A 24,894-nucleotide genomic window follows, 5' to 3' on the forward strand; every position below is an offset into this window, starting at 1 on the left:
TTGCGTGTGGTATTACCAGCAAAGGCCCATGGCGCAGCTCCAAAACACCGGGGATTAATCAGACATTATCCAATGCCTATTTAAAATCTCAGGGGTTGTACGAATTGCGCGATGGCTGGATCAAGCTTCACCATTCTTAGTGAAACGCCCTGTGCGGATCCGCATGCAGGGTGTTGTGGGGGCTGAGGGTTAGAGACCCTCGGCTACCCGATTAGATGCCATTACTCGCAACACTTGCCTTCCTGTATTGGAGGGCATTTAATCGTACCAAAGCTACAAAAAACACAACAATCTCCCGCATTTGGTTTTAGGACCCTTTTGCAGGACTCGCAGTCATAGAAATATTGGCATGCGTCAGTTGGCATGGTTTCTGTTTTTTGATGACCACAGTGGGGGCATGTGATTTCCGATTGAAGCACTATGCCTGTGCTACGCATTGATTACACCTCCTAGCTTCCAAAGTGTTCCAAATGGCAGCAACCATCAGCCCAACCAGCGCAGAGTACAGTAGCCATCCCAGTAGCGAAATGTTGTAAACAACCACCAATGCACCAAAGCACACTACGGTTAAGGCTAATGGCCCGTACTTGCCATGTTTCCGAAATGACAGAAACGCGCCGAAAACTGCCAGCAGGCCGAATATTTGCACGATGTACGCAATGTGCTCGGAGTAAGGCAGTAAAGCAGATAAACCGACTGTGCTGGCAACGGAAGCAAGAAACGGAAGGCAGCAAGGAGCCGCAGCGGCTACCGCTGACACACTACTTCCGACACCACCAAAACTTAGAAGGGATTCTTTCATGGCATGAGACCTTGACTATTAAGACACGGTCAGTGTAAATCCCGTACCTAAGTACGGCGTCAATTCTTTTCTTCGATCAGGCTCTCTATGATGGGGCATCCCTCATAAGGCTTGCGATCTTTGCAACTGGCAACGGCTTGCTCCAAGACAGCTTCGATTTTGGCAAGATCATTCAATTTTTCACGCACCAGCAACAACTTCCGGTTAGCTACGCTCTCGACCTCCGCGCAATCGTATGCTGAAAGCTCAAGCAGGGAGGAAATTTCCGACAGCGTGAACCCAAGCGCTTGAGCGCGCTTGATGAAATACAGACGATCACGGTGAGACGTCGAGTAGTGCCGGTTCTCGCCGTATGGGCGCTCCGGAATATCCAGAAGCCCCCGCCGCTGATAGTAACGAACCGTCTCGACCGAAACTCCTGCACTTTTAGCAAGTTCACCTATTCTCATGATCATGGATGGCGTCTAACGCCCACGCCAGAGGCAGACGAAGTGGAGCACCTTTTTGTGCAAAAATGAGCGTAGCGATTGCACAAAAAGGCGCGGAGCTTTGGCTGTCCCGCCGCGCTTTTCAGCGGCCAACTGCGCGTGATTGTTATGCTTTCTAGCTATATCTACCGAGATCATTATATTATCGATATTTCTTTTTGTAATTTTTAAATATTAGTAAGGAGACCGTAACTAGGTATGCTATGTAAATACTGTCCGACCAGGTTAAACCATCAAATAAATCGTGAGAGTAATCTTTACACCTTCCATTCCGGCACGAAGCAAGACCATAAACTCCAACTGTAACGGCACCCAAGAGAGTAACAACCTTAGATCGTATATCTGGAAAAAAGTACTTTGAATAAAGAATATAGATCGCGATAAAAAGTACTACACCAAAAGCCGCCACCTGATAATTATTTGTGCGCATTAGGATAATTGGCACAAAAAGCACTCCCAATGGGACAGCCACTTCTTCTCTCTCATTTAGCCGTCTCATATCCGATCTAGCAAAGAGCAAAGACATAACATTTGAATATACGGCGTGCTCGTTTTTCCAAAAATGGATATCCGGTCAAGCGGCACGAATGTATTGATTTTATTAGAGAAAATGGGGGTGGAATAGAGGCCACGCAATGGGAAAACGAGCGCGCGCATATGTAATTTTGGTGATGTCTCATATGTCTTACCCCAAGTCCCTATGTGGCTGATCTTACAAAATTTTTTATTGGCAGAACTGAAAAAACGAGCGTTCCGCTCCGATAAACCGAGCATAAATCCTAGCGAAGAAAAAATATACAGTTAATACAGCCAGAATTGATGCCGATGTTTGTAATTATCGTATGTTCGCTAATGTGATGTTTAGGCTTTATTACGAGCTATAGCTAAAATCCCTTTGGTAACGGGGAGTCGTACCGAGAAAACATTACTTTTGCCTGCGCATAGTTCAACTTCTCTGCCAAATTATGGATTAATCCAAACACCCGACACCCGACACCCGACACCCGACACCCGACACCCGACACCCGACACCCGACACCCGACACCGGACACCGGACACCGGACACCGGACACCGGACACCCGACACCGGACACCCGACGCCCGACACCCGACACCCGACACCCGCCATCCGACACCCTCCATCCGACAAAACCTACACCCGCTGTGGTTATTACTAATGGTGCCAATTTTCTGTGTTGATACAGTGGCTCAGGGTTTTGCCAAGTCCGCCAAATTATTGTCGTTTTTATCTTCTGTTTTAGTAAGTTGCTGTTATTTAAAGATAAATTTGGTTGGCATAGGGCTTGCTCTATCTCTGTAGGAATGCTGATTTTGTGGCGGCTAAGGAATTAGGAAGAGCTATGAATAAGAAGATTATTATGATCGCAGTGCAGGTGTTGGTCTTGGCCGGCGCAGTGGGGGGGACATGGTTTTTTATGAGTGATCCCGCACCCGAGCCTGTGGCCGGTGACGAAGCCAGCGCTGAAGCTGCTGCCGCCAGTCAGAAAAAAGAACCTGAGTATTACAGCTTGTCGCCGTCCTTTGTTGTGAATTTGCAGGGCGAGCGCAATATTCGATTTTTAATGATAGAAATTGATTTGATGTCGCGTCGCGATGATGTGTTCTCGCGTATTGAACAATACGAGCCGCGTATTCGGAATGACCTTCTTATGTTGTTTAGCAATTTGGATCGCGAAGCCGTCGCGACCGTTGAGCAGCGCCAGAATCTTCAGGAGCAAGCCTTAGTCACAATCAATGGTGTATTGAATTCCGAATCTGGTAAGGGCGGTGTAGAGGCCGTTTACTTTACCAAGTTTGTGATTCAGTGAGGGTGAGGGCATGAGCAATATTCTCGATCCCGAAGAATTAGAAGCCTTAATGGCCGGCGAAGATGAGAATGATCCTAGCCGCGCTAAATATAATTTGGCCCGTCAAGACTACGCTATTCAGCGTTTGATTCCGGCTTTGTCACTTATTCAGTCGCAATTTGCTACCGCAACCAGAGACCGCATGCGTGAGTTTGTGTCGTCGGTTGATGCGGTGCGGGTCGATAAAATCACGGTAATGAAATTTGACGAAATGCTGAATACCTTGCCGGCGCCTTGCAGTATTTCAGTAGTACGTGGTTTGCCGATGAACGCCAATATTTTACTGGCCTTTGAATCTGATTTGGTTTTCCAGATGGTTGATCGCTATTTCGGTGGTTCCGGCAGCCTTCAAAAAGGTCAGCGCGAACAGTTGTCAGTGTCGGAATTTAGTTTTATGGAAATGCTGAATGCTGCGCTGCTAAGCGACATTGGCACAGCTTGGAAATCCGTCATTAAAACTGAGCCAAGTATCGCTGCCCAGGTGAGTGACCCGCGTATGTTGGACAGTATTGGCGAGGCAGATTCACTGGTTGCGACTCGCTTTATTGTCAATGTGGGTGAGTTTTCTGGTGGGCTTTGGTCGATAGTGCCATGGAGTGCCATAGACGCGGTGCGAGACAGTTTAAGTGATCCTGCCAAGCCGGCCACAAAGGCCTCAAGCGCAGATTGGCGCGAGCGCCTGCGGGAGGGTTTAGAGATGGCACCCATAGAGTTGGTAGCCATTCTTGCGCAAACCCGCATGAGCTTGAAGCGCGTTTCTTTACTTAAAGTGGGCGACGTTATCGATATTCCGTCGGCGGAAGACGTTGTACTTATGATCGATGACACGCCGTTTATGTACGGTCGATTTGGCAGCAATGATGAAAAATTAGCTGTTCGCTTGACCGGCAGGTCGGAAACGAATCGACACCAGCATTGAGGACGAAGGATGACTGATCAAATTAATAGCGGCAGCGAGGCTCCAGCACAAGAAAGCGCTGCACTGACTGAAAAAAATACCACCAACACCACTGCGGAAAGAACAGGAAGCGGGCGCATGAGTAAGGATATGAGTCTGGATATGATTATGGACGTCAATGTTAGCGTTGCCGTTGAAGTGGGTAGAACAAAAATGAGTATCCGAGATCTGCGTGATTTGAATCAGGGCGCGATTATTGAACTAGATCGCGCGGCAGGTACGCCCTTGGATGTGCTGGTGAATGGCACGCTGGTGGCCCGTGGCGAGATTGTTGTGGTGAAGGAAAAATACGGCATCATGCTAACCGAAGTGGTTGGTCAAGATGATCGCGAGCGTCACTAATGCGTCAGTCAGTAGCTTGCCTCACGCTTAGTGCAATTCGCCTGCCGCTTAGTTTGGCTGCCGCAGTGCTGTCGCAGTCATTGTGGGCGGAGGAGCTAGCGACGAAATCAGCGCCTGCAGCGAATTTGCCCGCTGGGCCGTCTTTTGATGTTACTGGAATGATTGGCAGCTTACTGTTTGTTATTTTATGCATCGTCGGTCTAATGTGGTTGCTAAAACGCAGCCGCTTGGTGGCGGCAACTGGGCAGAGTGGTGTGAGCTTGGTATCGCAAATTCCGCTCAGCATGAAAGAGAAATTAATTGTTGTGCAGGTAGGTGACGAAAAATTGTTGCTGGGTTGCACTGCGGCGGCAATCAATACATTGCATAGCTGGCCCTCTGCGCCAGACGATGAGAACACCAAGCCGCCAGAGTCGGCCTTTGCAAAATTATTGGCTAAGCGTCAGCTGACTGCAGCTAGCAGTAGCAAAACGGGGGAGCAGCTATGAAGTTCTCGCGCATTGCAATATTGTTTTGCTTATGTGGATTTCCTCTATTAGCCGACGCTGCGTCTCTGGCCTTGCCGGCGGTGACCTCGGTGCCGACACCGGCTGGTGGTCAAGAATATACCGTGTCGCTGCAATTATTGGCGGTGATGACGGCGCTGACCCTATTGCCAGCGATACTTCTAGGCATGACCGCCTTTACCCGTATTATGATTGTGTTGTCGATACTGCGGCAGGCACTGGGCACGGGCCAAACACCATCGAATCAAATTTTGTTGAGTCTCGCGCTGTTTCTTACCCTATTTATTATGCACCCCGTTGCAGAGATAGCGTATACCGATGCCATCAAGCCTTATATTGCTGAAGAGATAAGTTTTGATCAGGCATTAGAAAGTGGCTTTCAACCCTTTCGTGAATTTATGTTGCGGCAAACCCGCGAAGAAGATATCGGCCGCTTTGCAGAAATTGCCGGCATGCAGCAATTTGATAAGCCCGAAGACGTACCCTTCACTATTTTGATGGCCTCGTTTTTGACCAGCGAATTAAAAACGGCCTTCCAAATTGGCTTTCTCATTTTTATTCCATTTGTGGTTATCGACCTAGTTGTGGCCAGCGTTCTGATGTCGATGGGTATGATGATGCTGTCGCCAATGATGATCTCGCTGCCCTTTAAAATTATGTTATTTGTTTTGGTAGATGGCTGGGGCTTGGTGATGGGTTCCTTGGCGGCGAGTTTCTATCAATGACGACTTCAACGGCAGTGGCAATAGCCGCGATAAACCAATTCAATGAGGCCTTGCTATGAATGCAGACACGGTAATCGAGATCGGTCGTCAGGCTATGAACGTCACCGTTTTATTGGCCGCGCCCTTGTTGCTATCGGCTTTGGCCGCCGGTTTGGCTATTGGTATGTTTCAGGCTGCCACTCAAATTCAAGACATGACCCTAAGTTTTATTCCTAAGTTAGTTGTACTGATTGTTGTTATGGGAGTGACGGGGCCTTGGATGTTGGGTCAGATAGTTGATTATACCCGCCAATTATTCGCCATGATTCCGAGTTTGGTCGGGTAAGTGTGACATGATCGCGCCGACGGCAGACCAGCTTAGTATTATGCTTGCATCCGCTTGGCTGCCGTTTCTGCGTATTGGCGGTGCCATGCTCACTGCGCCATTGTTTAGCGCTGCCTATATTCCGCCACGGGCGCGTATTCTCCTTTCAGTTTTTATCACCGCCGCCATATTACCTATGTTGCCTGCACCACCGGTGATGAATTTAATCGGCTACCAGGCTATTTTTTTAGCCGCCAATGAATTGCTTATTGGCGTATGTATCGGTTTTATCGTGCAGCTGGTGTTTGACGCCATTATTCTTGCCGGCCAGCTTATTGCGATGGGAATGGGGCTTGGTTTTGCCATGATGGTAGATCCCCAGCGCGGCGCTCAAGTGCCGGTGTTATCACAGTTTTTATTGATTTTTACCATGCTTATTTTTGTCGCTATGAATGGCCATATCGACTTTCTCGCCTTGTTGGCGCGCAGTTTTGAGTATTGGCCGGTAGGTGGCGATGGTGTTTCGCCAGATCAACTCAAAATAGTGTGGGTGCGCGGTGCAGAGCTGTTTACCGGCGCGATACGGGTGGCTATCCCTGCTGTTGTGGCTTTGTTAGTGGTACAGCTCGCCGTTGGTATTGTGAGTCGCGCCGCGCCGACCTTGAACTTGTTTGCGGTGGGTTTTCCTATTGCGATGCTAATTGGGTTTTTGGTGGTTGATCGTTTGCTGCCAAATTTATTGCCACAACTTACGTCTATGTTGGGCAGCGCATTCATTGCTGTCGAACTGTTTCTCGGAGCCTAGTATATGGCAGAGAACGAAGACGGTCAGGAACGCACAGAAGAGGCATCGGCCAAGAAATTGGCCGATGCCAAAAAGAAGGGGCAGGTAACACGCTCAAAAGAACTCACCACCATGATGGTGACGGTTGGCGGTGCGGCCATGCTGTTGTTTATGGGGGGGGAGCTGGCACTCGCTTTAAAAGAGCTTTTGGCGGGCAGTTTGTCGCCGGAGTTTTTATTGGTAGAAAACGAATCCCTAATCGTATCGCGCCTTTACCAAACGCTGGTGTCAGGCCTACTTACCATTTGGCCGATACTCGCTATCGCGCTAGTTGCGGTATTGGTGTCGTCAACGATCCTGGGTGGCTGGACCTTTAGCTTAAGTGTTAAGCCGGAACGTATGGATCCGATAAAGGGCATTGCCAAATTATTTTCTCTGCGTAGCTTGGGCGAGCTCGGTAAATCCATTTTAAAAATGGTGTTTATTGGCGTGGCGGCGGTGTGGTTACTGTCGGGGATGGCAGATGATATTTTGGCATTGGGGCTGCAGGCCCCTAAAGATGCCATTGCCCATAGTGCGCAGCTACTGGTGTGGTTTTTCTTTATAGTGAGTTTACCGTTAGTGGCGATAGCGGCGGTGGATGTGCCGTGGCAAATTTGGAATTTTAATAAAGAATTGAAAATGACTCGTCAAGAGGTGCGCGACGAGCATAAGGAATCCGACGGTCGTCCAGAGGTGAAAGCCAAGCTGCGAGAAATGCAGCAAGCCGCCGCAAACAACCGCATGATGGAGAAGGTCCCGACTGCAGACGTTATCATCACCAACCCCACCCACTTTGCCGTCGCCTTGAAATACGACGAAGCGCGTATGGCTGCACCTATGCTTTTGGCTAAAGGTGCTGACAATATTGCCGCCAAAATTCGTGAACTGGCTGCCGAACACGATGTGCTGATTGTAGAGTCACCGCGTTTGGCGAGGGCGGTGTTTGCCAGCACGGATTTAGACGCAGAAATTCCCGGCGGCCTGTATTTAGCCGTTGCGCAAATTTTGACCTATGTATACCAATTGCGCAGCTGGGAAACGATGGGTGGCGACTATCCAGAAGCACCGGAACCAGAGGTGGCGGATGAATACCTAGGTAATCTGCTGTAAGCGCAGCTAGCATCCGTATTTACCCTTATATTTATTGGCCCCCTTGTTGCAACTCTATTCTATAACGACGAAATATTGGCGCATTAGTAGTGTGTCCACTACTGCTCAACACGTTACAGATAAGAGATTAAGGTATGGCGACACAAGCACTAGCAATGCCGGGATGGCTACAAAAGACCGCAGATAGCGGTATTGGTGTGTTGCTATTGCTTGTTGCGTGTTTAGGTATGCTCGTTATACCCATGCCGCCGTTCCTGCTGGATTTATTGTTTACCTTCAATATTACCTTGTCTTTGGTCATTATTTTGGCGGTTATTTACGTCGAGCGGCCCATCGATTTCTCGGTTTTTCCTACGGTTTTGCTATTGGCAACCTTGCTGCGTTTGGCCTTGAACGTGGCTTCAACCCGCGTGGTGTTATTAGAAGGCCACAGTGGCCCCGGCGCTGCGGGTAAGGTAATTGAATCCTTTGGTGAATTTGTTATCGGCGGTAATTACGTTGTCGGTATCGTGGTGTTTATTATCTTGGTTGTTATCAACTTCGTGGTGGTGACCAAAGGTGCGGGGCGGGTTTCAGAGGTGACGGCACGTTTCACCCTTGACGCGATGCCCGGCAAGCAAATGGCAATAGACTCCGATTTAAATGCGGGTCTTTTGAATCAAGAAGAGGCGAGTCGTCGTCGTGAAGAAGTCCGCACCGAGGCAGACTTCTACGGCTCAATGGACGGTGCCAGTAAGTTTGTGCGCGGCGATGCGGTTGCCGGCATTATGATTTTGTTTATAAATGTTATTGGCGGCTTGGGTGTGGGCATGGCCCAGCACGGTTTGTCGTTCTCTCAGGCCATGCATAATTACACGCTGCTGACCATTGGTGACGGTTTGGTGGCGCAGCTACCTTCACTGCTGCTGTCTACGGCGGTGGCGATTATTGTTACCCGTATCTCTCGCTCACAAAATATGGGGCAGCAAATTGTTGGTCAAATGTTTGCCAACCCCAATGTCTTGTACATGTCGGCTACCTTGCTAGGTCTTATCGGTATTATCCCCGGCATGCCCAATCTGGTGTTTTTACTATTAGCTGCCGCCTGCGGTGGTAGCGGCTGGTGGATGCAGAATCAGAAGAAAAATGCCCCAGAAATTTTAGACGAAGACGAGGGCGTAGAAGATCTTCCCGCAGCGCGTGAGCCCAGTGAGCTTAACTGGGACGAAGTAACACCGATGGACGTCGTTAGTTTAGAAGTTGGCTATCGCTTAATTCCACTTGTAGACCGTAATCAAGGTGGTGAGTTAATCGCAAGAATAACCGGCGTGCGCAAAAAATTATCTAAGGATCTTGGGTTTCTAATTCAGCCGGTACATATACGCGACAACTTAGAGCTGCAGCCAAGTAGCTATCGCATTCAGTTGCTGGGCGACACCATCGCCCAGGGCGAGATTCAGGCTGGCAAAGAATTGGCGATTAATCCCGGTGGCGCTCAGGGTAGCTTGCGCGGCGCTGCGACAAAAGATCCCGCCTTTGGTATGGATGCGGTGTGGATCGATTCTAGCCAACGCGATCAGGCGCAAACCCAAGGCTATACCGTGGTTGATCCCTGTACGGTTATTGCCACTCATCTGAGCCAAATTATCAAACAGCATGCCCATGAATTATTAGGTCATGAAGAAGTGCAGCAATTATTAGATCGCCTCGCTAAAACAGATCCACGCTTGGTTGAAAACGTCGTGCCCAAGCAATTGCCACTCAGTATTGTGGTTAGGGTTTTACAAAACCTGCTAAAAGAAGGTGTGTCGATTAGAAGTATTCGCATGATCGCCGAAAGTTTGGCGGAGCAAGCGCCGCGTAGCAAAAATCCTGACGAATTATTGGAGGGGGTTCGCGTTGCTTTAGGACGAATGATTGTCCAAGAAATCAATGGCTTAGAAGAAGAGTTGCCGGTTTCTGCGCTAGATCCTGATTTGGAACAGTTGTTGCAAGACATGTTGCGAGGCAATGCTGGGGCCGCAGGATTAGAGCCAGGAATTGCGGAGCGTTTACAGAATGAATTGGCGGATTACAGTCACCGCCAAGAAATTGCCGGACAGCCCGCCGTAGTATTGGTATCCCCGTCGATACGCTCTTGGGTATCACGATTTACGCGGCGCAGCGTACCAGGTTTAGCGGTGTTGTCTTACAACGAAGTACCAGACAGCAAGCAAGTAAGGTTGCTATCAACCATCGGTCAGCAAGGGCGCCTAAATTAGCATGTTTGAAATAGCGTTTAGGGCTGTGAGAAAGATTAAGTTAATGCATTTCTTGAGAAATGAAATGTGCTGGAGAAGCTTATGCAAGTAAAAAAATATCAAGCCGCTGACACTCAGCAAGCGATGCGTCTGGTACGCGCATCACACGGCCCTGACGCGGTTATATTAGATTGTCGCAGTATTGCGGGTGGTGTCGAAGTTGTTGTCAGCCTTGAAGAACTGATTGAAAGCAGCGCGCCGGCCACAGCGAATTTGGCATCTGCGCGTGATACCCGAAGTGAGCGCGAGCCAACGGCCTTAGATGCCTTGTTTAATCGTCGTAAAAAAGCAGAGGAGCAATCGGCACCTGCTGCTAAGGAGGCAGTTGCGCCTAATCGCGAAACCGCCGCCGGGCCGCAGGTTGTTTGGTCGCAGAATGAAGAACTGCTGACCATGAAGCAGGAATTGGCATCGATGAAATCCATGTTGATGGATCAGCTTAAAGGTCATAGCTGGCAACATGCCAGCCATCAAACTCCTGAGTACGAAGAGCTGAATGCATTTTTGTCGGCAATGGATATTGATCCGGCCTTAGGCAAGCAGCTCCGCGCGGAGATTCCCGCCGACGAGACCGTGAGCTTGCAGCGTGAAATGCTAAAAATGCTATTGATTAAAAAATTGTCGGTAGCGACCCCGCCAAGCTCCGGTGCAATTTGCTTAGTTGGTCCGCAGGGCGCGGGTAAAACCACAACAATCGCCAAGATTGCCGCGCAATATGTGCTGACTCACGGCCGCAGTGACATCGCGATTCTAACAACCGATACCGCCAGAGTCGGCGCGCAAGAGCAGCTGCGGGCGTATGGTCGTATATTACAGGTGCCGGTGCATGTTGCCGCAGACGAAGAAGAGGCGGTGAAAACCTATCGCCTACTTCGCAAAAAGAATTTGGTCCTGATCGACACGGCGGGGATTTCCTTCCGCGACAAGCAGGGCATTAGTGAACTTCATAGTCTGGTGTCGGCCATGCAAGACGTGCAGGTGTTTTTAACTCTGCCAGCGGATACCGAAAACTATGTGCAAAGCGAAATCATCGACGCTTATTCTGCATTTAATGCCAGAGGCGCAGTGCTAACTCGCATTGACGAGGCCATGCGTATCGGCGGCGCAATGTCGAATTTAATTCAGCATCGCCTACCTTTGGTGTGGTGTGCTAATGGCCCGCGAGTGCCGCAAAACTTGTCCGCTGCGGATGCCTCAAAATTAGTGAATATGGCTGTTCGCATGACCAAAGCCTTTGAGCATAAGCGCCAGCCGATTACGGTGCCGAAGGAGCCTGAAAAGCAGGCTGAATCTGTACCGGCGGAGGTGGCAATGGCTAGGCAAGCTCAGCGTGGTTCGTCGCTAAATGTGCGAGTTTAGCGCAATATAATCAAGATGTTAGTGATAGTGCGTAGATCAATTTTAGGGTAAAGGTCATAAGATAAAAGAACGATAGTTTAAGAATCCGCTGCCATCGATTTTGGGGTGGTGAAAAATGTATCGGGAGAGTGATAAAAACAATGAGCGCAGTAAAAGTAATAGCTGTCAGCAGTGGTAAAGGTGGCGTTGGTAAAACCAATGTGTCGGTTAATTTGGCGTGTCAATTAGCGCGACGCGGAAACCGGGTCTTGCTGATGGATGCTGACCTTGGTCTTGCCAACGTCGACATTATGTTGGGGCTCAAGCCAAAATGGAATTTGTCTCATGTACTTGATGGCAAGTGCTCAATTGAGGATGTTTTGGTTCCTGGTCCCGATGGTATTTCTATTATTCCCGCTGCTTCTGGCATCAAGAAAATGGCGGAATTGGGCAATGATCAGCACGCGGCGATTGTGCGCTCTTTAAGTTCCTTGAGCGGCGATTACGATGTGATGATTGTCGATACTGCCGCGGGTATCTCAGACAGTGTTATTACCTTTAGTCGCGCTAGCCAATATGTATTGGTGGTGGTCACCGACGAACTCACGTCGATGGCGGATGCCTACGCACTTATTAAAGTTATGAACCGCGACGCGGGTATAAAGCGCTTTAAAGTGCTGCGCAATATGGTGAATAGCCATGATCAGGCGCGGGATGGTTTCGAGCGTTTAAATGAAGTGGCGCAGCGTTTCTTGGATGTCACGCTAGAATACGCCGGCTTTATTCCCCGTGATCCGTATTTAATTAAAGCCGACACCCGCCAAAAAGCCGTTAGTGATTTGTACCCTGGTGCAGAGTCCTCAATGGCGTTTAGACGTTTGGCAGAAGTCGTTGATAAATGGGACATGCCGACAGGTCCCAGTGGCAATATTGAATTCTTTGTAGACCGCATGTTTAGCGGTGACGCGGTAGCAGGAGCGGCGATGTGAACGGGCATTCCGCTTACCTAAATGTGCAGTACGGCAGCCGCGAAGAGCTGGTGAGTCGTCACGCGCCTTTGGTTAAGCGAATTGCCTATCACTTGGTGAGTCGCTTACCGGCGAGTGTCGAAGTCGATGATCTTATTCAAGCGGGCATGATTGGCCTGCTCGAGGCTGGTAGCAATTACCAAATGGATAAGGGTGCCAGTTTCGAAACCTTTGCCAGTATTCGTATTCGCGGCGCAATGATAGATCAAATGCGTCATAGCGGCTGGGCGCCGCGCTCTGTTACCCGCCAGCTGCGTGAAATGAGCGAAGCGGTGCGCAAGGTGGAAAGTCGATTGGGTCGAGAAGCTACGGCGAATGATATAGCCGAAGAAATGGATATTTCACTAGACGAATATCACGATATTTTGCGGGATACCAGTTCAGTTCGTCTTTTTAGTCTCGACCAAATGAGCGAAGGTGAAAACGATACCATTGATATTGGTGGGGGAGATGATCGCTATGCTCCCCTAGAGAACGTTTTAGAAGACGGTTTTCAGCACGCTCTAGCCAGCCAAATTAATGAGCTGCCAGAACGCGAAAAGTTGGTGATGGCCCTGTATTACGAAAACGGCTTGAACCTCAAAGAGATTGGCGAAGTTATGGAAGTGAGTGAGTCGCGGGTCTGCCAAATTCACAGCCAAGCCATCGTTCGCCTTAAGGGGCGGCTCAGTGAATGGACAGCGGCGTAGCGGCGAGCCTCGGCGTGATGAACAGTGCGGTATTAAGGTGAGATAGCAATGACTAAATATGAGTATTTGCAGTTCCCAATGAAATTCCTTGAGTGGTGCCAAAATTTAAGCGAGGCATCGCTCTTAGGCTTGCTACTCAGCTTGGTCGGTATTGGCTTGCTGATGTTTATGTTAAAAGCTCGTCGGGTTGATGGCGGTGTGGCTGAGGTGAAGCAAGAGCCTGCAGACAGCGCTTTGGTGGCGGCATTGGAGCGCAAGATTGACGATCAAAACTCCGCGATATCGATGCTTGGCGAGAGAATTTTGGCCTTGGAAGAATATTTAGAAATGCTAGGCGAGCGTCAACAGCGCAGCGACGCAGATAAAAAGGATGCCCGGTTCTACCAACAAGTTAGCACTATGGCTGGCCGAGGTATGGCTGCCCCGGAGTTGGCGCAGCGCTGCGGCATTTCTGCCAGCGAGGCAGACCTGATTATGGCGCTGTCTAAAAAGGCGCATTAATGGCGGCTACAGAATAAAAGTCTCAGATCTCCCAATAACTAAATATTGACGACGCGTACGTGTAGGCGTACGCTTTGTCGTTGGGAGGCACCTTATTATGACCACACTCAAAGTTACTGAAGCCCGTTCCAGACTCTACGCTCTGATAGATGAAACGGCGAGTAGCCATCAACCCATCGTTATTACTGGCAAACGAGGCAATGCTGTACTTCTGGCCGAGGACGATTGGAACGCGATTAACGAAACGCTCTATCTGTTATCACAGCCAAATATGCGTGAATCGATTCGCGAGGGTTTGAACACTGATTTAGACGACTGCTCCCAAGAGTTAGATTGGTGATGTGGTCGCTCCATTACACTAAACAAGCACAAAAGGACGCGCGCAAATTAGCGTCATCAGGTCTTAAAGAAAAAGCCCAAGAATTATTAAAGCTCATTGAGAATAATCCCTTTCAAAATCCCCCGCCTTACGAAAAGCTGATTGGTGATTTAGCCGGTGCTTATTCTCGTAGAATAAATATTCAGCATCGCTTGGTTTACCAAGTATTGGAAGAGCAGAAAGCTGTCAAAGTATTGCGTCTATGGACTCACTACGAGTAGCCCTTATCGTCGTTTGGCGTAGAGTGCGGCCCAATCTATCTGAGCATGTATTTCATTTCTATCGTTCTCTTGGCTTTCCGTTACACTGCACTCAGCCGCCTAACTTGGCGGCTATCTTCTTGGTTGTTGAGGTAAGTTATGAACGCGTATATATACTTGGCGATAGCAATCATTTCTGAGGTCATCGCCACCAGTGCATTGAAATCATCGGACGGCTTTTCAAAGTTGATGCCTAGCATCGCGGTTGTGCTTGGCTATGGCATTGCATTTTATTGCTTGTCCATTGTGCTGCGCACCATGCCTGTTGGGATTACCTACGCCATTTGGTCGGGCTTGGGGGTGGTACTAATAGCCATTGTCGGCCTGCTTTATTACGGTCAGAGACTGGATTTGCCCGCCTTGTTGGGAATGTGTTTAATCGTGGCTGGCGTCGTGGTGATTAATGTGTTCTCAAACAGTGTGACTCATCAATAGCTGGCTACGGCCTCAAAACGTCAGTTCGATTAACGATAATTCCCGCCATAAAGCAATTCTGCTATAGTCTCGCTCGAAAAACCTAAGGGGTGGCTGCGGCCTGAGATGCGATTGTGTAAAGCAATCTGCAAACCCTTGAACCTGATCCGGTTAATACCGGCGTAGGAATAGGTGTAAGGTCGAAAATCCTCTTCTAGCGCGTACCGGGTCTCTTAGTTTTAATACTTATGAGAGAGCCATGAAACCTTTATTTCCCTCTAAATCCCTAGTTTATACCGCTGGTGTCGCCTGCCTGTTGGCGGCAAATCCAAGTTTTGCCGACGCATCGGGCAAGCCTGCAAATATGGAAGAAGTTATTGTTAGCAGCCAGTTTCGCGACACGAGTCTATTAGATCTTGCCAGCACCGTCAGCGTATTCGACGAGGCGAGCATCAGTGCTCGCGGCGCTAGCAATATCGAGCAGTTGCTAAATCTTGCGCCCAATGTGAATTTTGCAGCGGGTGCGTCTCGCGGTCGCTTTTTTCAGATTCGCGGCATTGGTGAGCGCAGCCAGTTTATTGACCCCGTCAGTCCGTCTGTGGGTTTGATTATTGATGGTATCGATTTTAGCGGTCTGGGTTTAGCGGCAAGTACCTTAGATATCGCTCAGGTTGAAGTGCTGCGCGGGCCGCAGGGTACTGTTTACGGTGCCAATGCCTTGGCGGGGCTAATTAGCATGACTAGCCAAGCGTCAAGCGCAGAGCAGATGGTAAAAATCTCCGCCGAAGTGGCCGAGTACAATAGCCAAACATTGGCTGTGGTTGCGAGTGGGCCTTTGAGTGAGCGGGTGGGCTATCGACTTGCAGTGCAAAATCAACAGTCCGATGGCTATGTCGAAAATACTTTTTTAAACCGCGATGATACCAATAATATCGACGAATCGGTGCTGCGTGGCAAACTTAGTTTTGCGGCGAGTGACGACTTGCAGTTGGATTTCAATCTTTTGTACCTAGATGCCGACAATGGCTACGACGCTTTTTCTTTAGATAATAATCGTAAAACACAGTCAGACCAGCCAGGCACAGATACGCAGGAAACCCTAGCGGGCTCGATTATTTCGCGTTGGACGGCTAGCTCATTATTCAGTCTTGAATCGACGCTGAGCTTCGCAAATTCGGAAACCGAATACGGCTATGATGAAGACTGGGTCTATATCGGATTTCACCCCGACGAATACAGCTCCGTCGATAATTATCAGCGTGACAAAGAGAATATAAGTGTTGATGTTCGGTTTATTTCCAGTGATGAATCTCGCATTTTTAATGACAGCACTAGCTGGGTAGGCGGCGTTTATTTGCGCACAGAAGACGAAGATCTTGAACGTAACGCGAGTTTTAGCAGTCAGTTTGAAACCGACAATACGGCAGTTTACGGCCAGCTACAAACGAGCTTAAGCGATACTTTGACCTTGGTGTCTGGACTGCGATTTGAACAGCGCAAAGCGGACTATCAAGATTCGCTGCAAGTTCGTTCAGATAATGATGAAGACCTGTGGGGCGGTAATTTGACCCTGGAATACCGTTACGCCGATAGCAAACTGGTTTACGCGACAATATCGCGGGGATATAAGGCAGGTGGCGTGAACGGGCGGATCATCTCTGCCTCTGCGACGAATACTTCTATAGATAGTGATCTTTACCAGTTTGATACCGAACATATGATCAACTACGAACTGGGTATTAAAGGCGCGTGGTTAGACAATCGTCTGCAAGCGCAGCTTGCCGCCTTTTTCCAAGATCGCAGTGATGTGCAAGCCAAGCAATCTATTTTTGATCCCAATAATTTTTCCTTTGATGATTTCCTAGCCAATGCGGCAGGGGGTAAGACCAGCGGTCTAGAGTTGGAACTTAATTATTTGGCTAGTGACAGTCTGCGGTTTTTTGCTGCAGCGGGTTTACTCAACGCTGAATTCGACGAGTTTGTGAGCCAGTCGCATGTCGACGCAAAGGACGACGGTAATGGTGTGGCATTGGCGCCGGTAAATCTTGATGGCAGAGAGCTCGCCCACGCACCCAAGTATCAATTCTTTGTGGGCACTGAATTAAATATTCTGAGTAACCTTGTTTTGCGTGTAGAGCTTGAGGGCAAAGATGAGTTTTATTTCTCGAATAGCCACAATGAAAAATCAAGTAGCTATGAGCTGATTAATGCGCGCTTGACCTACTATGCCAGCAACTGGGATGTGTCGGTATGGGGGCGCAATTTAGCAGACGAAGACTACGAAACCAGAGGGTTTTACTTTAGCAACGCCTTCGGTAACAACCCCGCCAATGGCTATGCGCCAGAGGCCTATTACCAGTTTGGCGAGCCGCGCATTGTAGGTGTTTCAGCTAACTACACCTTTTGATGGGTTGGGCGGCTACTGCCGCCCTAATTCAAGCACTTAGAAAAATAGGTCGAGGAAAATGTATGAAGCTTTCGGTTGAAATCAGTATGTATCCCCTAAAAGATGAGTATATTCTCGCTATTCAACATTTTATTGATCGCTTGAATACTCACCCAGACTTACAAGTAATTACCAATACTATGAGCACTCAAATCTTTGGGGATTACGACATAGTGATGGATGTACTAAAAAAAGAAATGCGCTTATCTTACGAGCAGTTTGGTCGCGCCATTTTTATCTGCAAGTTTATTGATGGCGATTTAAGCCCTGTGGCTGACAATGTTTAGCGAGGAAGTTTTCAACGCGATTACAGCTGCGTTTGCGGCGATGTCGCTGTGGGAAGTGGCTGCGGTTGTACTCGCCTTGGCGTATTTGATTTTCGCCATGAAAGAAAATAGCCTGTGCTGGTATGCCGCATTTGTGAGCACATCAATTTACGTTTTTTTATTTTGGGACGTGAGTTTATTAATGGAATCTGCGCTGCAGATTTTTTATCTTGTTATGGCTGTCTACGGTTGGTGGCAGTGGCGTAAACAGGGTGATACTCAAAGTGAACTGCGCATTCACCGCTGGGCTTTGCGAACACACATCATAGTTGCGGTTGTGGTGGGTTTGCTAACACTGAGTTTCGGTTATGTGCTATCCACTTCGACCCACGCGGAACTACCATATTTAGATTCCTTTACTACTTGGGGTGCCGTTGTCACAACCTATATGGTGACCCGTAAAGTACTAGAAAATTGGATTTACTGGATCGTCATTGACGGCGCCTCAGTCTACTTATACATAGACCGAGAGTTGTATTTAACTGCGCTATTATTTGTGCTTTATGTAGTGTTGGTCGTGATTGGCTTTTTTCAATGGAATGCCATTTATAAACGCGAACAGCTCGAATCCTAAGTATGAACACATCAGCCGACATTATCCCAGTAGACTGGCCGAAGTGGAGTAAAACTAAACCCAAGCTATTAAAGCCATTGCTCGGCGGTTTAACAAATAAGAGCTATTTAATATCTGCCGACAACACCGACATGGTATTGCGGAAAAACTCCGCTATAAGTGCAGCATTAAATCTTGATCGCGTTACCGAGGCGCGGGTGTTGGTGCTTGCCGACGATGCGGGTTTGTGCGCCCCTCTTATTCACTACGACGGCGACTATCAATACGTGGTGAGTCGCTATGTAGAGGGTAAGCACTGGCGTGCAGACGAGCAGGGAATTCGCTCATTGGCAACGCTATTGCAGCGTATTCACCGCCTTCCCGCCATTGATAAATATTTAACTATTGCCGATAAAGCCGAGCGCTATTGGCAGGCAATAGCTAAAAACGCACCGCATTTGGCAGAATTGAAAAAGGTGGCAAATAAAATGATGCCACTTATCGAAAGTACAAGGCGTTCAGGCTCTGGCGCCTGTCTTTGCCATAATGACCTGCTGAGAGAGAATTTAATTAGTACGGAAGAGGGACGCTTATACGCAATTGATTGGGAATACGCCACAATGGGCGACCTCTTCTATGAACTTGCAGTAATTGTTGAAGGCCAGGCACTGAATCAGTCGCAGCAAGAATTGCTATTAAGCGAATATTTTGCGAGATCCGTAAGTGAAAACGACAGGCAAAACCTTAAAAATTGGCGCTTAATTTACTGCTATTTAACTGTGTTGTGGTACGCCGTGCAGTGGTCTAGCGGCGTGATGGCAACACCAGAAACAAGCCACCATATTGCTCGGCAGATACAGGACTTAAACGCTAAGCTTGGTGATTAGCTCGCTGCTCAGTGATAAACGTCGTGAGCTTAAAATGTCGATATCCTATTAAAAACGCCTATATCTTTCCTAAACTCGTCGGTGCTTTATGTAAGTGACATAAGCGCGGAGACTAAAAGCTCGTTGTCGTAATAGGGCGCGCTTTGCTTGCTAACTAGCCGCGTATCGATTAGCTCAATATTCAGTGATGCCAATACCTCGGACGAAAGTTTAGATGGGTAAATTCCATTTCGGCTATCTAGTAGTACAAAGTTTAATAGTTGCTGGTTTGTCGTACTATCGTCACAGTCTGCGTGAAGTTGGGCAAGTAGACGTTCAACTGAGCTAGTTAAATCCATATTGAATTGTTCAGGATCACTGCCTAAATTAGGGATATATACTTTTGGACAGTCGTTTTCTGCTATCGCTTTCCCAACGCCTTCTGGGATCAAATTCGCAAGTAGTGATGAGTAAAAGCTGCCTGGGGGATAGCAAATGAGTTCTGCCGATTCGATTAATTTGCGATTTTTTTTGCGAATGGAAATGGATTTAATGGATTTCATTTCTGGATCTTGAGATAGAAATATATGCTCAATGGCTGAATCTAGCGGTGCTACTTCCTTGCCAGTAATTAAATGCTGACCAATGACTTCACTGCCGTCCTCCAAGTCGGCGCCAAGATGAAGATCATCATTCACTATAGTTCTTACGATGCCTTGTACATTCACAAGCTTGGAAAATAGGAAAATAATAGGATCTAGGTGGCGGTGATTATTTAAGTATCCACCGGCAAGAATAAGATTACCGATGCTTGCGCCTCTTAGATCGAAATTTTCTGGCATGGCGGCCAGAAAGAATCCTAATTGATTGCAGATTAACTTGCGCATGGGGTTTGCAATGTCACTGATGAGTGGCGATTTACCCCGAATCAGGTCATTCAACTGCATAAGCAAAAGTTGCTGCGATGCAGCTTTGTCTAAACGGTGCTCAAACAGAGCGACAATTTCTGGATGCCCGAGTACCGTTTCATCGGCTAGTGCCATAAGACGACTGCGTAAGTCACCAATTGATGGCATGTCAAAAGCCTTGCGCAATTCTGCGGAACTGCCGCCAGAATCAAAAGGTGTTAATAGGTGGATAGTGTTGTGGCTGTAGTTTTTAAGGGTTTTGCAAAGGTTGTTTAAGGCCGAGCCACCGCTAAAAAATAGTATGCGAGGGCCAAGCTCGGGTATTTTTCGGTAGCGGCTAATACGTAATGGGTCGGGAATACTGAGGCTGCGGGTAACTCGAACATTCGTCATAAATTAAATCAATTTCTTAAGGCTAATCTCGGTTTTGTCATATTTCTGTAACAGGCAATGACAAATAATGGTTCAGAATTAAGCCATGATACGTCGCTTATGTGACGTTTTTTCGTCATTTAACTTCTACTCTGCCCTGACTGCAGTGTGAAAATTGTCCTGTCGTTCCCATTGCCGATGGCAATATGAAGAAGATCAGCCATGAAAATCCCTAAAAACATCCGCGACAATTTGCGATTTTTGTGCATTGAGGTTGATTCCTTATTGGAGAGCTTAGAGGCCTGCTTTCTTGAGGATGTCGCGGTGCAAGGTCGACGGATACTCGATCGAGGCGGCTATGCCTACAATTTAAAAGTACGAATTCACAACGCCTCTCTCCAGCAGTTGTCATTTCTTAAAACAGGCGATGACAATACTATGAGCCTACGCGCTGCGGAGTTCATTGCTACCGACCTAGAGCGTATTGCTGAGCTTTGCCGCGAGAGTGTTAAGCAAATTAGCTATCTAGATGAGCGCAGTGAGATATTTCCGGAGCGCTATCCGCCGATGCTAACCTTGATACGTGAAGGTATTGCGATGATTGGCGTGGCAGTTAATGACAGCGATAGCCGTCAAGCCTTGAAAATCGCTCAGCTAGAGTCGCAGATAGACCGCAGCTATCATCGCTTATATAAGCGCTATATCACTGCTTTAAAGATCAATGGCAAATATACCGAAAGCTTTGTGACGGCGTTGTTTCTTGCGTATAACGTTGAGCAGATGGGTGATGCCTTACGCAATATTAGTGAAACAATTATTTCTGCAAATATCGGGCAGCCCGTAAATTTTGAACGCTACCACGCCCTGCAAGAGTCGGTAGAGCACTTGGAGGCCGAGGCCCTGCGTGGTCAGTTAACGGTACTCCCTATTGCTGAAACCCGATCAGGTAGCGCTATATCCGGTGTTCACGCTGGGTCGGGAAATGAGAGGGAACCAATTGCCATTTTTAAGGAGGGCCAGAAAAGCAAGCTTAAGGAAGAGCGGCAAGGAGTGAAGAGCTGGCACGAAATCTATCCAGGTTTGGCGCCGCGCATACTGAGCTATAAAAAGCGTGGCCAGTCGGCTGCATTGCTAATAGAACATTTGCCTGGCCTTACATTTGAGCAAATTCTGCTAAGTGGAAACCGTAACCAGCTTGCGATTAGTCTTGAACGGCTATGCGAAACGCTGCAGGCAGTGTGGACACAGACTCGCAATGAAGAGCCGGTGGCTGCGGGATTTATTACTCAAATCGGCAAACGCCTGCCAGAAATTTATAGAATTCATCCTGAGTTTCGTCTGGGTAAGGCTAATATTTGTAGTCTTAAAATTCCTGCTTTTGCAGATGTTTTGAAAAAGGCAGAGGTTTATGAAAGGGATTTTCTTGCACCTTTCTCAGTTTATATTCACGGCGATTTTAACGTCGACAATATTATTTACGACCCAGCGGAGAATCGAATTAATTTTATTGATCTGCATCGCTCTAGGTATATGGATTATGTGCAGGATGTGTCGGTATTTATGGTGTCGAATTATCGTTTACAGATACTCGATCACCAAATTCGACAGCGCATTATGGCGGTAGCAAGAGACTTTTGTGAATCTACCCGTCGCTTTGCTGCTGAGCAGGGGGACGATAGTTTTGAGATTCGTTTAGCACTGGGGCTGGCGCGTTCTTTTATTACTTCAAGCCGTTTTACTCTTGATAAGTCGCAGGCGCGGCGAATGTTTTTACGCTCCTGCTACTTGATTGAAAAAGTCCTCGCTACGCCAGCTAGTGAGGTGCCGTCGTTCAAAGTGCCGATCAAGGAGATCTTCGTTGTCTAAATTAAAAATCGCTGTGGTAGGAATACCAGGAAAATGGTCTACCGAAGTGTTCGCAGACGCACTTGAATCTAGAACGGGATTTCGCCTAGTGATTGATATGGCAGAAGTCTGTTTAGATTTAAGCCTTGGATTACTGATGTACCGCGGTATTAATCTGTGTGATCTTGATGGTATTGTGGTGAAGAAAATAAGTGCCGAATACAGTCCAGATACCCTTAACCGCCTTGAAATGCTGCGCTTTGTTGAGGCCCGTGGTGTGCGTGTGTTTAGCTCTGCGACAAGTATGTTGGGGTTGATTAATCGACTTAGCTGCACGGTCACTTTGCGGCAACACGGAATTCCCATGCCAGATACGGTGGTAACGGAAGATATAGACGAAGCGATGGCTGCAGCGCGCGAGTTTTCAGCGGTGGTATGCAAACCCCTTTTTTCTACCAAGGCGCGGGGAATGTGTATTATTAATGCTCAGCAAGAAGACGTAGCACTTGCTGCGGAGTTGCAAGAGTTTCAATTAGCTAATCCTGTTATGTATCTGCAGCGCAAGATCGAGCTCCCTGGGCGGGATTTAGGCTTGGTATTTTTGGGTGGCAAGTATTTAGGGAGTTACGCTCGGGTTTCTCAAAGTGATAGTTGGAATACAACGATTAATAGCGGCGGCCGCTACGCGCTAGCAGATCCACCGGCTGAGACTATTGAAATTGCACAGCGCGCACAGGCGGCATTTAATTTAGATTTTACCACCGTCGATGTGGCCGAAACCGATATTGGCCCAGTCGTGTTTGAAGTGTCAGCTTTTGGCGGATTTCGCGGTGCGCTCGAAGGGGCGGGAATCGACGCAGCAGCGCTTTACAGTGAGTATGTACTGGAAAATATAAGACCATGATGAAAAGCAGTAGAGAGCTTTACCAGCATTTTTGCGACGGCGTGGTATTTGAGCCGCGTGAAATTCAATTGGAATGGGCTGGTATAAGGGTGGCTCTGCGCAGTAATTCTTTAGAAATGCTTGATGAGCTCAGTAAGTATTTTTTGCACTGTATATTACCAAGTGATGATTTAGTTGCTACTGAAGGGACTATTCGCATTGCCGCTATTGAGCAGGAAGAACCTCTAGTAGAAATGAATTTTCAAGATTGGCGCAGAGAGGGTGGCAAGACAGGGCGCAAGGATAGCTATGCCGACTTGAGTGATGGCCGACTATTGCGAAAAGTGCGCACGGGTATGGTTTTTCTGCAAAATAGTAAGCTGCTATTGGCGCTTGGCCCCTGTGTGGCTAATAGCAATCAAGTGGTTAATTTTATTATTTCTCAAGTGATGAACCGCCTTCAGCATTCCAATTACCTAATTTGTCACGCAGCTGCTGTGCAGGTAAATGGGCTTGGGCTGGCCTTAGCGGGTTTTTCTGGCGGCGGAAAGTCTACCTTGATGTTAAAGCTAATGGAAAATAGCGATAGTAAATTTATTAGCAATGACCGCCTTTTCCTGCGCTACAGCGACGACGGTGTGCATGCAGTTGGCGTGCCGAAATTGCCTCGTGTTAATCCGGGTACCTTGTTAAACAACGCTCGACTTCGAGTCTTGATGGATGAGGGTGATCAGTTATATTTTGATAATCTTCCTTTTTCAGAACTTTGGAATATTGAGAAGAAATACGATGTGCCAATAGAGACATTGTATGGCATGGGTAGAATTTTGGCCTCGTCGGAATTGAGCGCAGTCATTATTTTGAATTGGCGGCACGACAGTGACGAGCCAACGATGATACAGGCAGTGGATATTGCTGCCCGCCGGGAATTACTGGCGGCAGTAAAAAAGGCGCCGGGGCCTTTTTATCAAGACGCCAACGGCAAATTTTTGCAGGATGACAATGGGGTAGATGAGGAGCCCTATCTCTCCTTGCTTCAACTATCCCAAGTGTGGGAGTTGAGTGGCAAGGTAGACATTGAGTGCGGCGTAAATTTAATTATGAATCAACTAGCCCTAGAGCCGCTATGCCAAGACTAATTGCTGCGCTTGTTCGTCATGGCGAATATCATCAGCGCGCACACATTCCAAGTGCACTTCAACCTTATCCATTAAACGCCAGGGGTTTTGTCCAAACAGACGAGGCCGCAGCAGCGCTAATTGCTGAGGCTGCAGAAAATCAGTGGGATATTTGCAATCGCATTGATAGCTCGACCTTGTTGCGGGCATGGCAAACTGCAGAGCGCTATTGCTTGGCTATTCAAGGCCATCTCGACATGCCAGCGCAACTGGCAAGCTTTGACGCCCTGTGCGAGCGCAGTGTGGGCAGCGCAGCTAATTTGACTTTGGCGGAGATCCAAAAAATTATTAGCGATGACCCGCGCTTTGCCGATCTACCCGAAGACTGGAAGTCTAATAGTCATTTCTGTCTGCCGTTAACGGGTGCGGAATCCTTGATGATGGCTGGCCAGCGCGTCGCGGAGCATATAAGCATGAGTATGCAAGATTGTATTAACGCAGAGCGCGATACTCTAAAGGTATTTGTGGGCCACGGTGCGGCGTTTCGCCATGCCGCGCATATACTCGGTGTACTGAATTTTGACGATATTGCAAAGTTCAGCATGTACCACGCAAAACCTATTTATATAGAATTAATTGATGACAAGTGGGTGCATATTGGCGGCGATTGGAAGCTGCGTGATGGGGCGCGCACTATGCTTGATTGAGTGTTTGCCGCTAAATCAAAGAGCAATTAATTCGCCGTATTCATTTAAATGT

28 protein-coding genes and 1 riboswitch are annotated in these 24,894 nt (G+C 48.0%); of the genes, 24 read left to right on the plus strand and 4 right to left on the minus strand.

Annotated features, from left to right (window positions below):
- Positions 1–221: 221 nt before the first annotated feature.
- From C0068_RS19815 to C0068_RS17765, 3 genes are read right to left on the minus strand one after another with little or no spacing between them, the layout of a single operon-like run.
- Complete coding sequence (locus C0068_RS19815; RefSeq protein ID WP_084638734.1) at positions 222–437, minus strand: GDCCVxC domain-containing (seleno)protein; 216 nt, start codon at positions 435–437, stop codon at positions 222–224.
- Complete coding sequence (locus C0068_RS17760) at positions 419–802, minus strand: MerC family mercury resistance protein (protein WP_103685823.1); 384 nt, start codon at positions 800–802, stop codon at positions 419–421. The genes C0068_RS19815 and C0068_RS17760 overlap by 19 nt, the downstream gene beginning before the upstream one ends.
- Positions 803–861: 59 nt before the next feature.
- Positions 862–1,257, minus strand: coding sequence for a MerR family transcriptional regulator (locus tag C0068_RS17765; protein ID WP_035525842.1), 396 nt, complete (start codon positions 1,255–1,257; stop codon positions 862–864).
- Positions 1,258–2,652: 1,395 nt separating this feature from the next.
- Between C0068_RS17765 and C0068_RS17780 the strand changes: the two genes are divergently transcribed.
- The 20 genes from C0068_RS17780 to C0068_RS17875 all read left to right on the plus strand — a co-directional run bounded on the left by C0068_RS17780 (position 2,653) and on the right by C0068_RS17875 (position 19,030).
- Positions 2,653–3,120: a flagellar basal body-associated FliL family protein gene (locus C0068_RS17780; RefSeq protein ID WP_103685825.1), complete on the plus strand. Its 468-nt coding sequence runs from the start codon at positions 2,653–2,655 to the stop codon at positions 3,118–3,120.
- A gap of 10 nt (positions 3,121–3,130) precedes the next feature.
- Positions 3,131–4,078 carry a flagellar motor switch protein FliM gene (locus tag C0068_RS17785; protein WP_103685826.1) on the plus strand — a complete coding sequence of 316 codons (948 nt, stop codon included), beginning with the start codon at positions 3,131–3,133 and terminating at the stop codon, positions 4,076–4,078.
- A 9-nt stretch (positions 4,079–4,087) separates the two neighbouring features.
- Complete coding sequence (fliN, locus tag C0068_RS17790) at positions 4,088–4,459, plus strand: flagellar motor switch protein FliN (RefSeq protein WP_199176222.1); 372 nt, start codon at positions 4,088–4,090, stop codon at positions 4,457–4,459.
- A complete protein-coding gene (fliO, locus tag C0068_RS17795) occupies positions 4,459–4,947 on the plus strand; it encodes a flagellar biosynthetic protein FliO (protein ID WP_103685827.1) in 489 nt (162 codons plus the stop codon). The genes fliN and fliO overlap by 1 nt, the downstream gene beginning before the upstream one ends.
- Entirely contained in the window at positions 4,944–5,690 is a 747-nt protein-coding gene (gene fliP, locus C0068_RS17800; protein ID WP_103685828.1) for a flagellar type III secretion system pore protein FliP, read from the plus strand. The genes fliO and fliP overlap by 4 nt, the downstream gene beginning before the upstream one ends.
- Before the next feature lie 55 nt (positions 5,691–5,745).
- Complete coding sequence (gene fliQ / locus C0068_RS17805; protein ID WP_103685829.1) at positions 5,746–6,015, plus strand: flagellar biosynthesis protein FliQ; 270 nt, start codon at positions 5,746–5,748, stop codon at positions 6,013–6,015.
- A gap of 7 nt (positions 6,016–6,022) precedes the next feature.
- The gene (fliR, locus tag C0068_RS17810) at positions 6,023–6,799 is read left to right on the plus strand and encodes a flagellar biosynthetic protein FliR (RefSeq protein ID WP_103685830.1); all 777 of its coding nucleotides are present in this window, start codon (positions 6,023–6,025) and stop codon (positions 6,797–6,799) included.
- A gap of 3 nt (positions 6,800–6,802) precedes the next feature.
- Entirely contained in the window at positions 6,803–7,930 is a 1,128-nt protein-coding gene (flhB, locus tag C0068_RS17815; protein WP_103685831.1) for a flagellar biosynthesis protein FlhB, read from the plus strand.
- Positions 7,931–8,064: 134 nt separating this feature from the next.
- Positions 8,065–10,170, plus strand: coding sequence for a flagellar biosynthesis protein FlhA (gene flhA, locus C0068_RS17820; protein WP_199176223.1), 2,106 nt, complete (start codon positions 8,065–8,067; stop codon positions 10,168–10,170).
- Positions 10,171–10,251: 81 nt separating this feature from the next.
- Entirely contained in the window at positions 10,252–11,568 is a 1,317-nt protein-coding gene (flhF, locus tag C0068_RS17825; RefSeq protein WP_103685832.1) for a flagellar biosynthesis GTPase FlhF, read from the plus strand.
- Between the two features lie 140 nt (positions 11,569–11,708).
- Positions 11,709–12,536, plus strand: a complete 828-nt coding sequence (locus C0068_RS17830) for a MinD/ParA family protein (RefSeq protein WP_103685833.1) — start codon at positions 11,709–11,711, stop codon at positions 12,534–12,536.
- On the plus strand, positions 12,533–13,264 hold the full coding sequence (locus tag C0068_RS17835) for an RNA polymerase sigma factor FliA (protein WP_103685834.1): 732 nt from the start codon (positions 12,533–12,535) through the stop codon (positions 13,262–13,264). The genes C0068_RS17830 and C0068_RS17835 overlap by 4 nt, the downstream gene beginning before the upstream one ends.
- 48 nt (positions 13,265–13,312) lie before the next feature.
- A complete protein-coding gene (locus C0068_RS17840) occupies positions 13,313–13,765 on the plus strand; it encodes a DUF2802 domain-containing protein (RefSeq protein WP_103685835.1) in 453 nt (150 codons plus the stop codon).
- A gap of 97 nt (positions 13,766–13,862) precedes the next feature.
- Positions 13,863–14,105 (plus strand): type II toxin-antitoxin system Phd/YefM family antitoxin, encoded by a 243-nt coding sequence (locus C0068_RS17845; RefSeq protein WP_103685836.1) that lies wholly within the window; start codon positions 13,863–13,865, stop codon positions 14,103–14,105.
- Entirely contained in the window at positions 14,105–14,365 is a 261-nt protein-coding gene (locus C0068_RS17850) for a Txe/YoeB family addiction module toxin (protein ID WP_233208866.1), read from the plus strand. Before C0068_RS17845 ends, C0068_RS17850 begins: the two co-directional genes overlap by 1 nt.
- Positions 14,366–14,503: 138 nt before the next feature.
- A complete protein-coding gene (locus C0068_RS17855; RefSeq protein WP_103685838.1) occupies positions 14,504–14,839 on the plus strand; it encodes a DMT family transporter in 336 nt (111 codons plus the stop codon).
- Between the two features lie 75 nt (positions 14,840–14,914).
- Positions 14,915–15,024: riboswitch (TPP riboswitch) on the plus strand.
- A gap of 53 nt (positions 15,025–15,077) precedes the next feature.
- The gene (locus C0068_RS17860) at positions 15,078–17,225 is read left to right on the plus strand and encodes a TonB-dependent receptor (protein WP_103685839.1); all 2,148 of its coding nucleotides are present in this window, start codon (positions 15,078–15,080) and stop codon (positions 17,223–17,225) included.
- Between the two features lie 62 nt (positions 17,226–17,287).
- The gene (locus tag C0068_RS17865; protein WP_103685938.1) at positions 17,288–17,551 is read left to right on the plus strand and encodes a YkoF family thiamine/hydroxymethylpyrimidine-binding protein; all 264 of its coding nucleotides are present in this window, start codon (positions 17,288–17,290) and stop codon (positions 17,549–17,551) included.
- Positions 17,544–18,164 carry a nicotinamide riboside transporter PnuC gene (gene pnuC / locus C0068_RS17870; protein WP_103685840.1) on the plus strand — a complete coding sequence of 207 codons (621 nt, stop codon included), beginning with the start codon at positions 17,544–17,546 and terminating at the stop codon, positions 18,162–18,164. Before C0068_RS17865 ends, pnuC begins: the two co-directional genes overlap by 8 nt.
- A gap of 2 nt (positions 18,165–18,166) precedes the next feature.
- Positions 18,167–19,030 (plus strand): phosphotransferase, encoded by an 864-nt coding sequence (locus tag C0068_RS17875; protein WP_103685841.1) that lies wholly within the window; start codon positions 18,167–18,169, stop codon positions 19,028–19,030.
- 86 nt (positions 19,031–19,116) lie between these two features.
- On the opposite strand, the gene C0068_RS17880 is transcribed toward C0068_RS17875, so the two are convergent.
- Entirely contained in the window at positions 19,117–20,310 is a 1,194-nt protein-coding gene (locus tag C0068_RS17880) for a GAK system CofD-like protein (RefSeq protein ID WP_103685842.1), read from the minus strand.
- Between the two features lie 201 nt (positions 20,311–20,511).
- Between C0068_RS17880 and C0068_RS17885 the strand changes: the two genes are divergently transcribed.
- The 4 genes from C0068_RS17885 to C0068_RS17900 are packed head-to-tail and all read left to right on the plus strand — an operon-like array spanning position 20,512 to position 24,842.
- Complete coding sequence (locus C0068_RS17885) at positions 20,512–22,155, plus strand: PhoU domain-containing protein (protein WP_103685843.1); 1,644 nt, start codon at positions 20,512–20,514, stop codon at positions 22,153–22,155.
- Positions 22,148–23,038, plus strand: coding sequence for a GAK system ATP-grasp enzyme (locus C0068_RS17890; RefSeq protein WP_103685844.1), 891 nt, complete (start codon positions 22,148–22,150; stop codon positions 23,036–23,038). The genes C0068_RS17885 and C0068_RS17890 overlap by 8 nt, the downstream gene beginning before the upstream one ends.
- The gene (locus tag C0068_RS17895; RefSeq protein WP_103685845.1) at positions 23,035–24,156 is read left to right on the plus strand and encodes an HprK-related kinase B; all 1,122 of its coding nucleotides are present in this window, start codon (positions 23,035–23,037) and stop codon (positions 24,154–24,156) included. The genes C0068_RS17890 and C0068_RS17895 overlap by 4 nt, the downstream gene beginning before the upstream one ends.
- Entirely contained in the window at positions 24,144–24,842 is a 699-nt protein-coding gene (locus C0068_RS17900; RefSeq protein ID WP_103685846.1) for a histidine phosphatase family protein, read from the plus strand. The genes C0068_RS17895 and C0068_RS17900 overlap by 13 nt, the downstream gene beginning before the upstream one ends.
- Positions 24,843–24,894 lie beyond the last annotated feature (52 nt).

Source organism: Zhongshania marina (assembly GCF_002915595.1).
Classification (GTDB): Bacteria; Pseudomonadota; Gammaproteobacteria; order Pseudomonadales; family Spongiibacteraceae; genus Spongiibacter; species Spongiibacter marinus_B.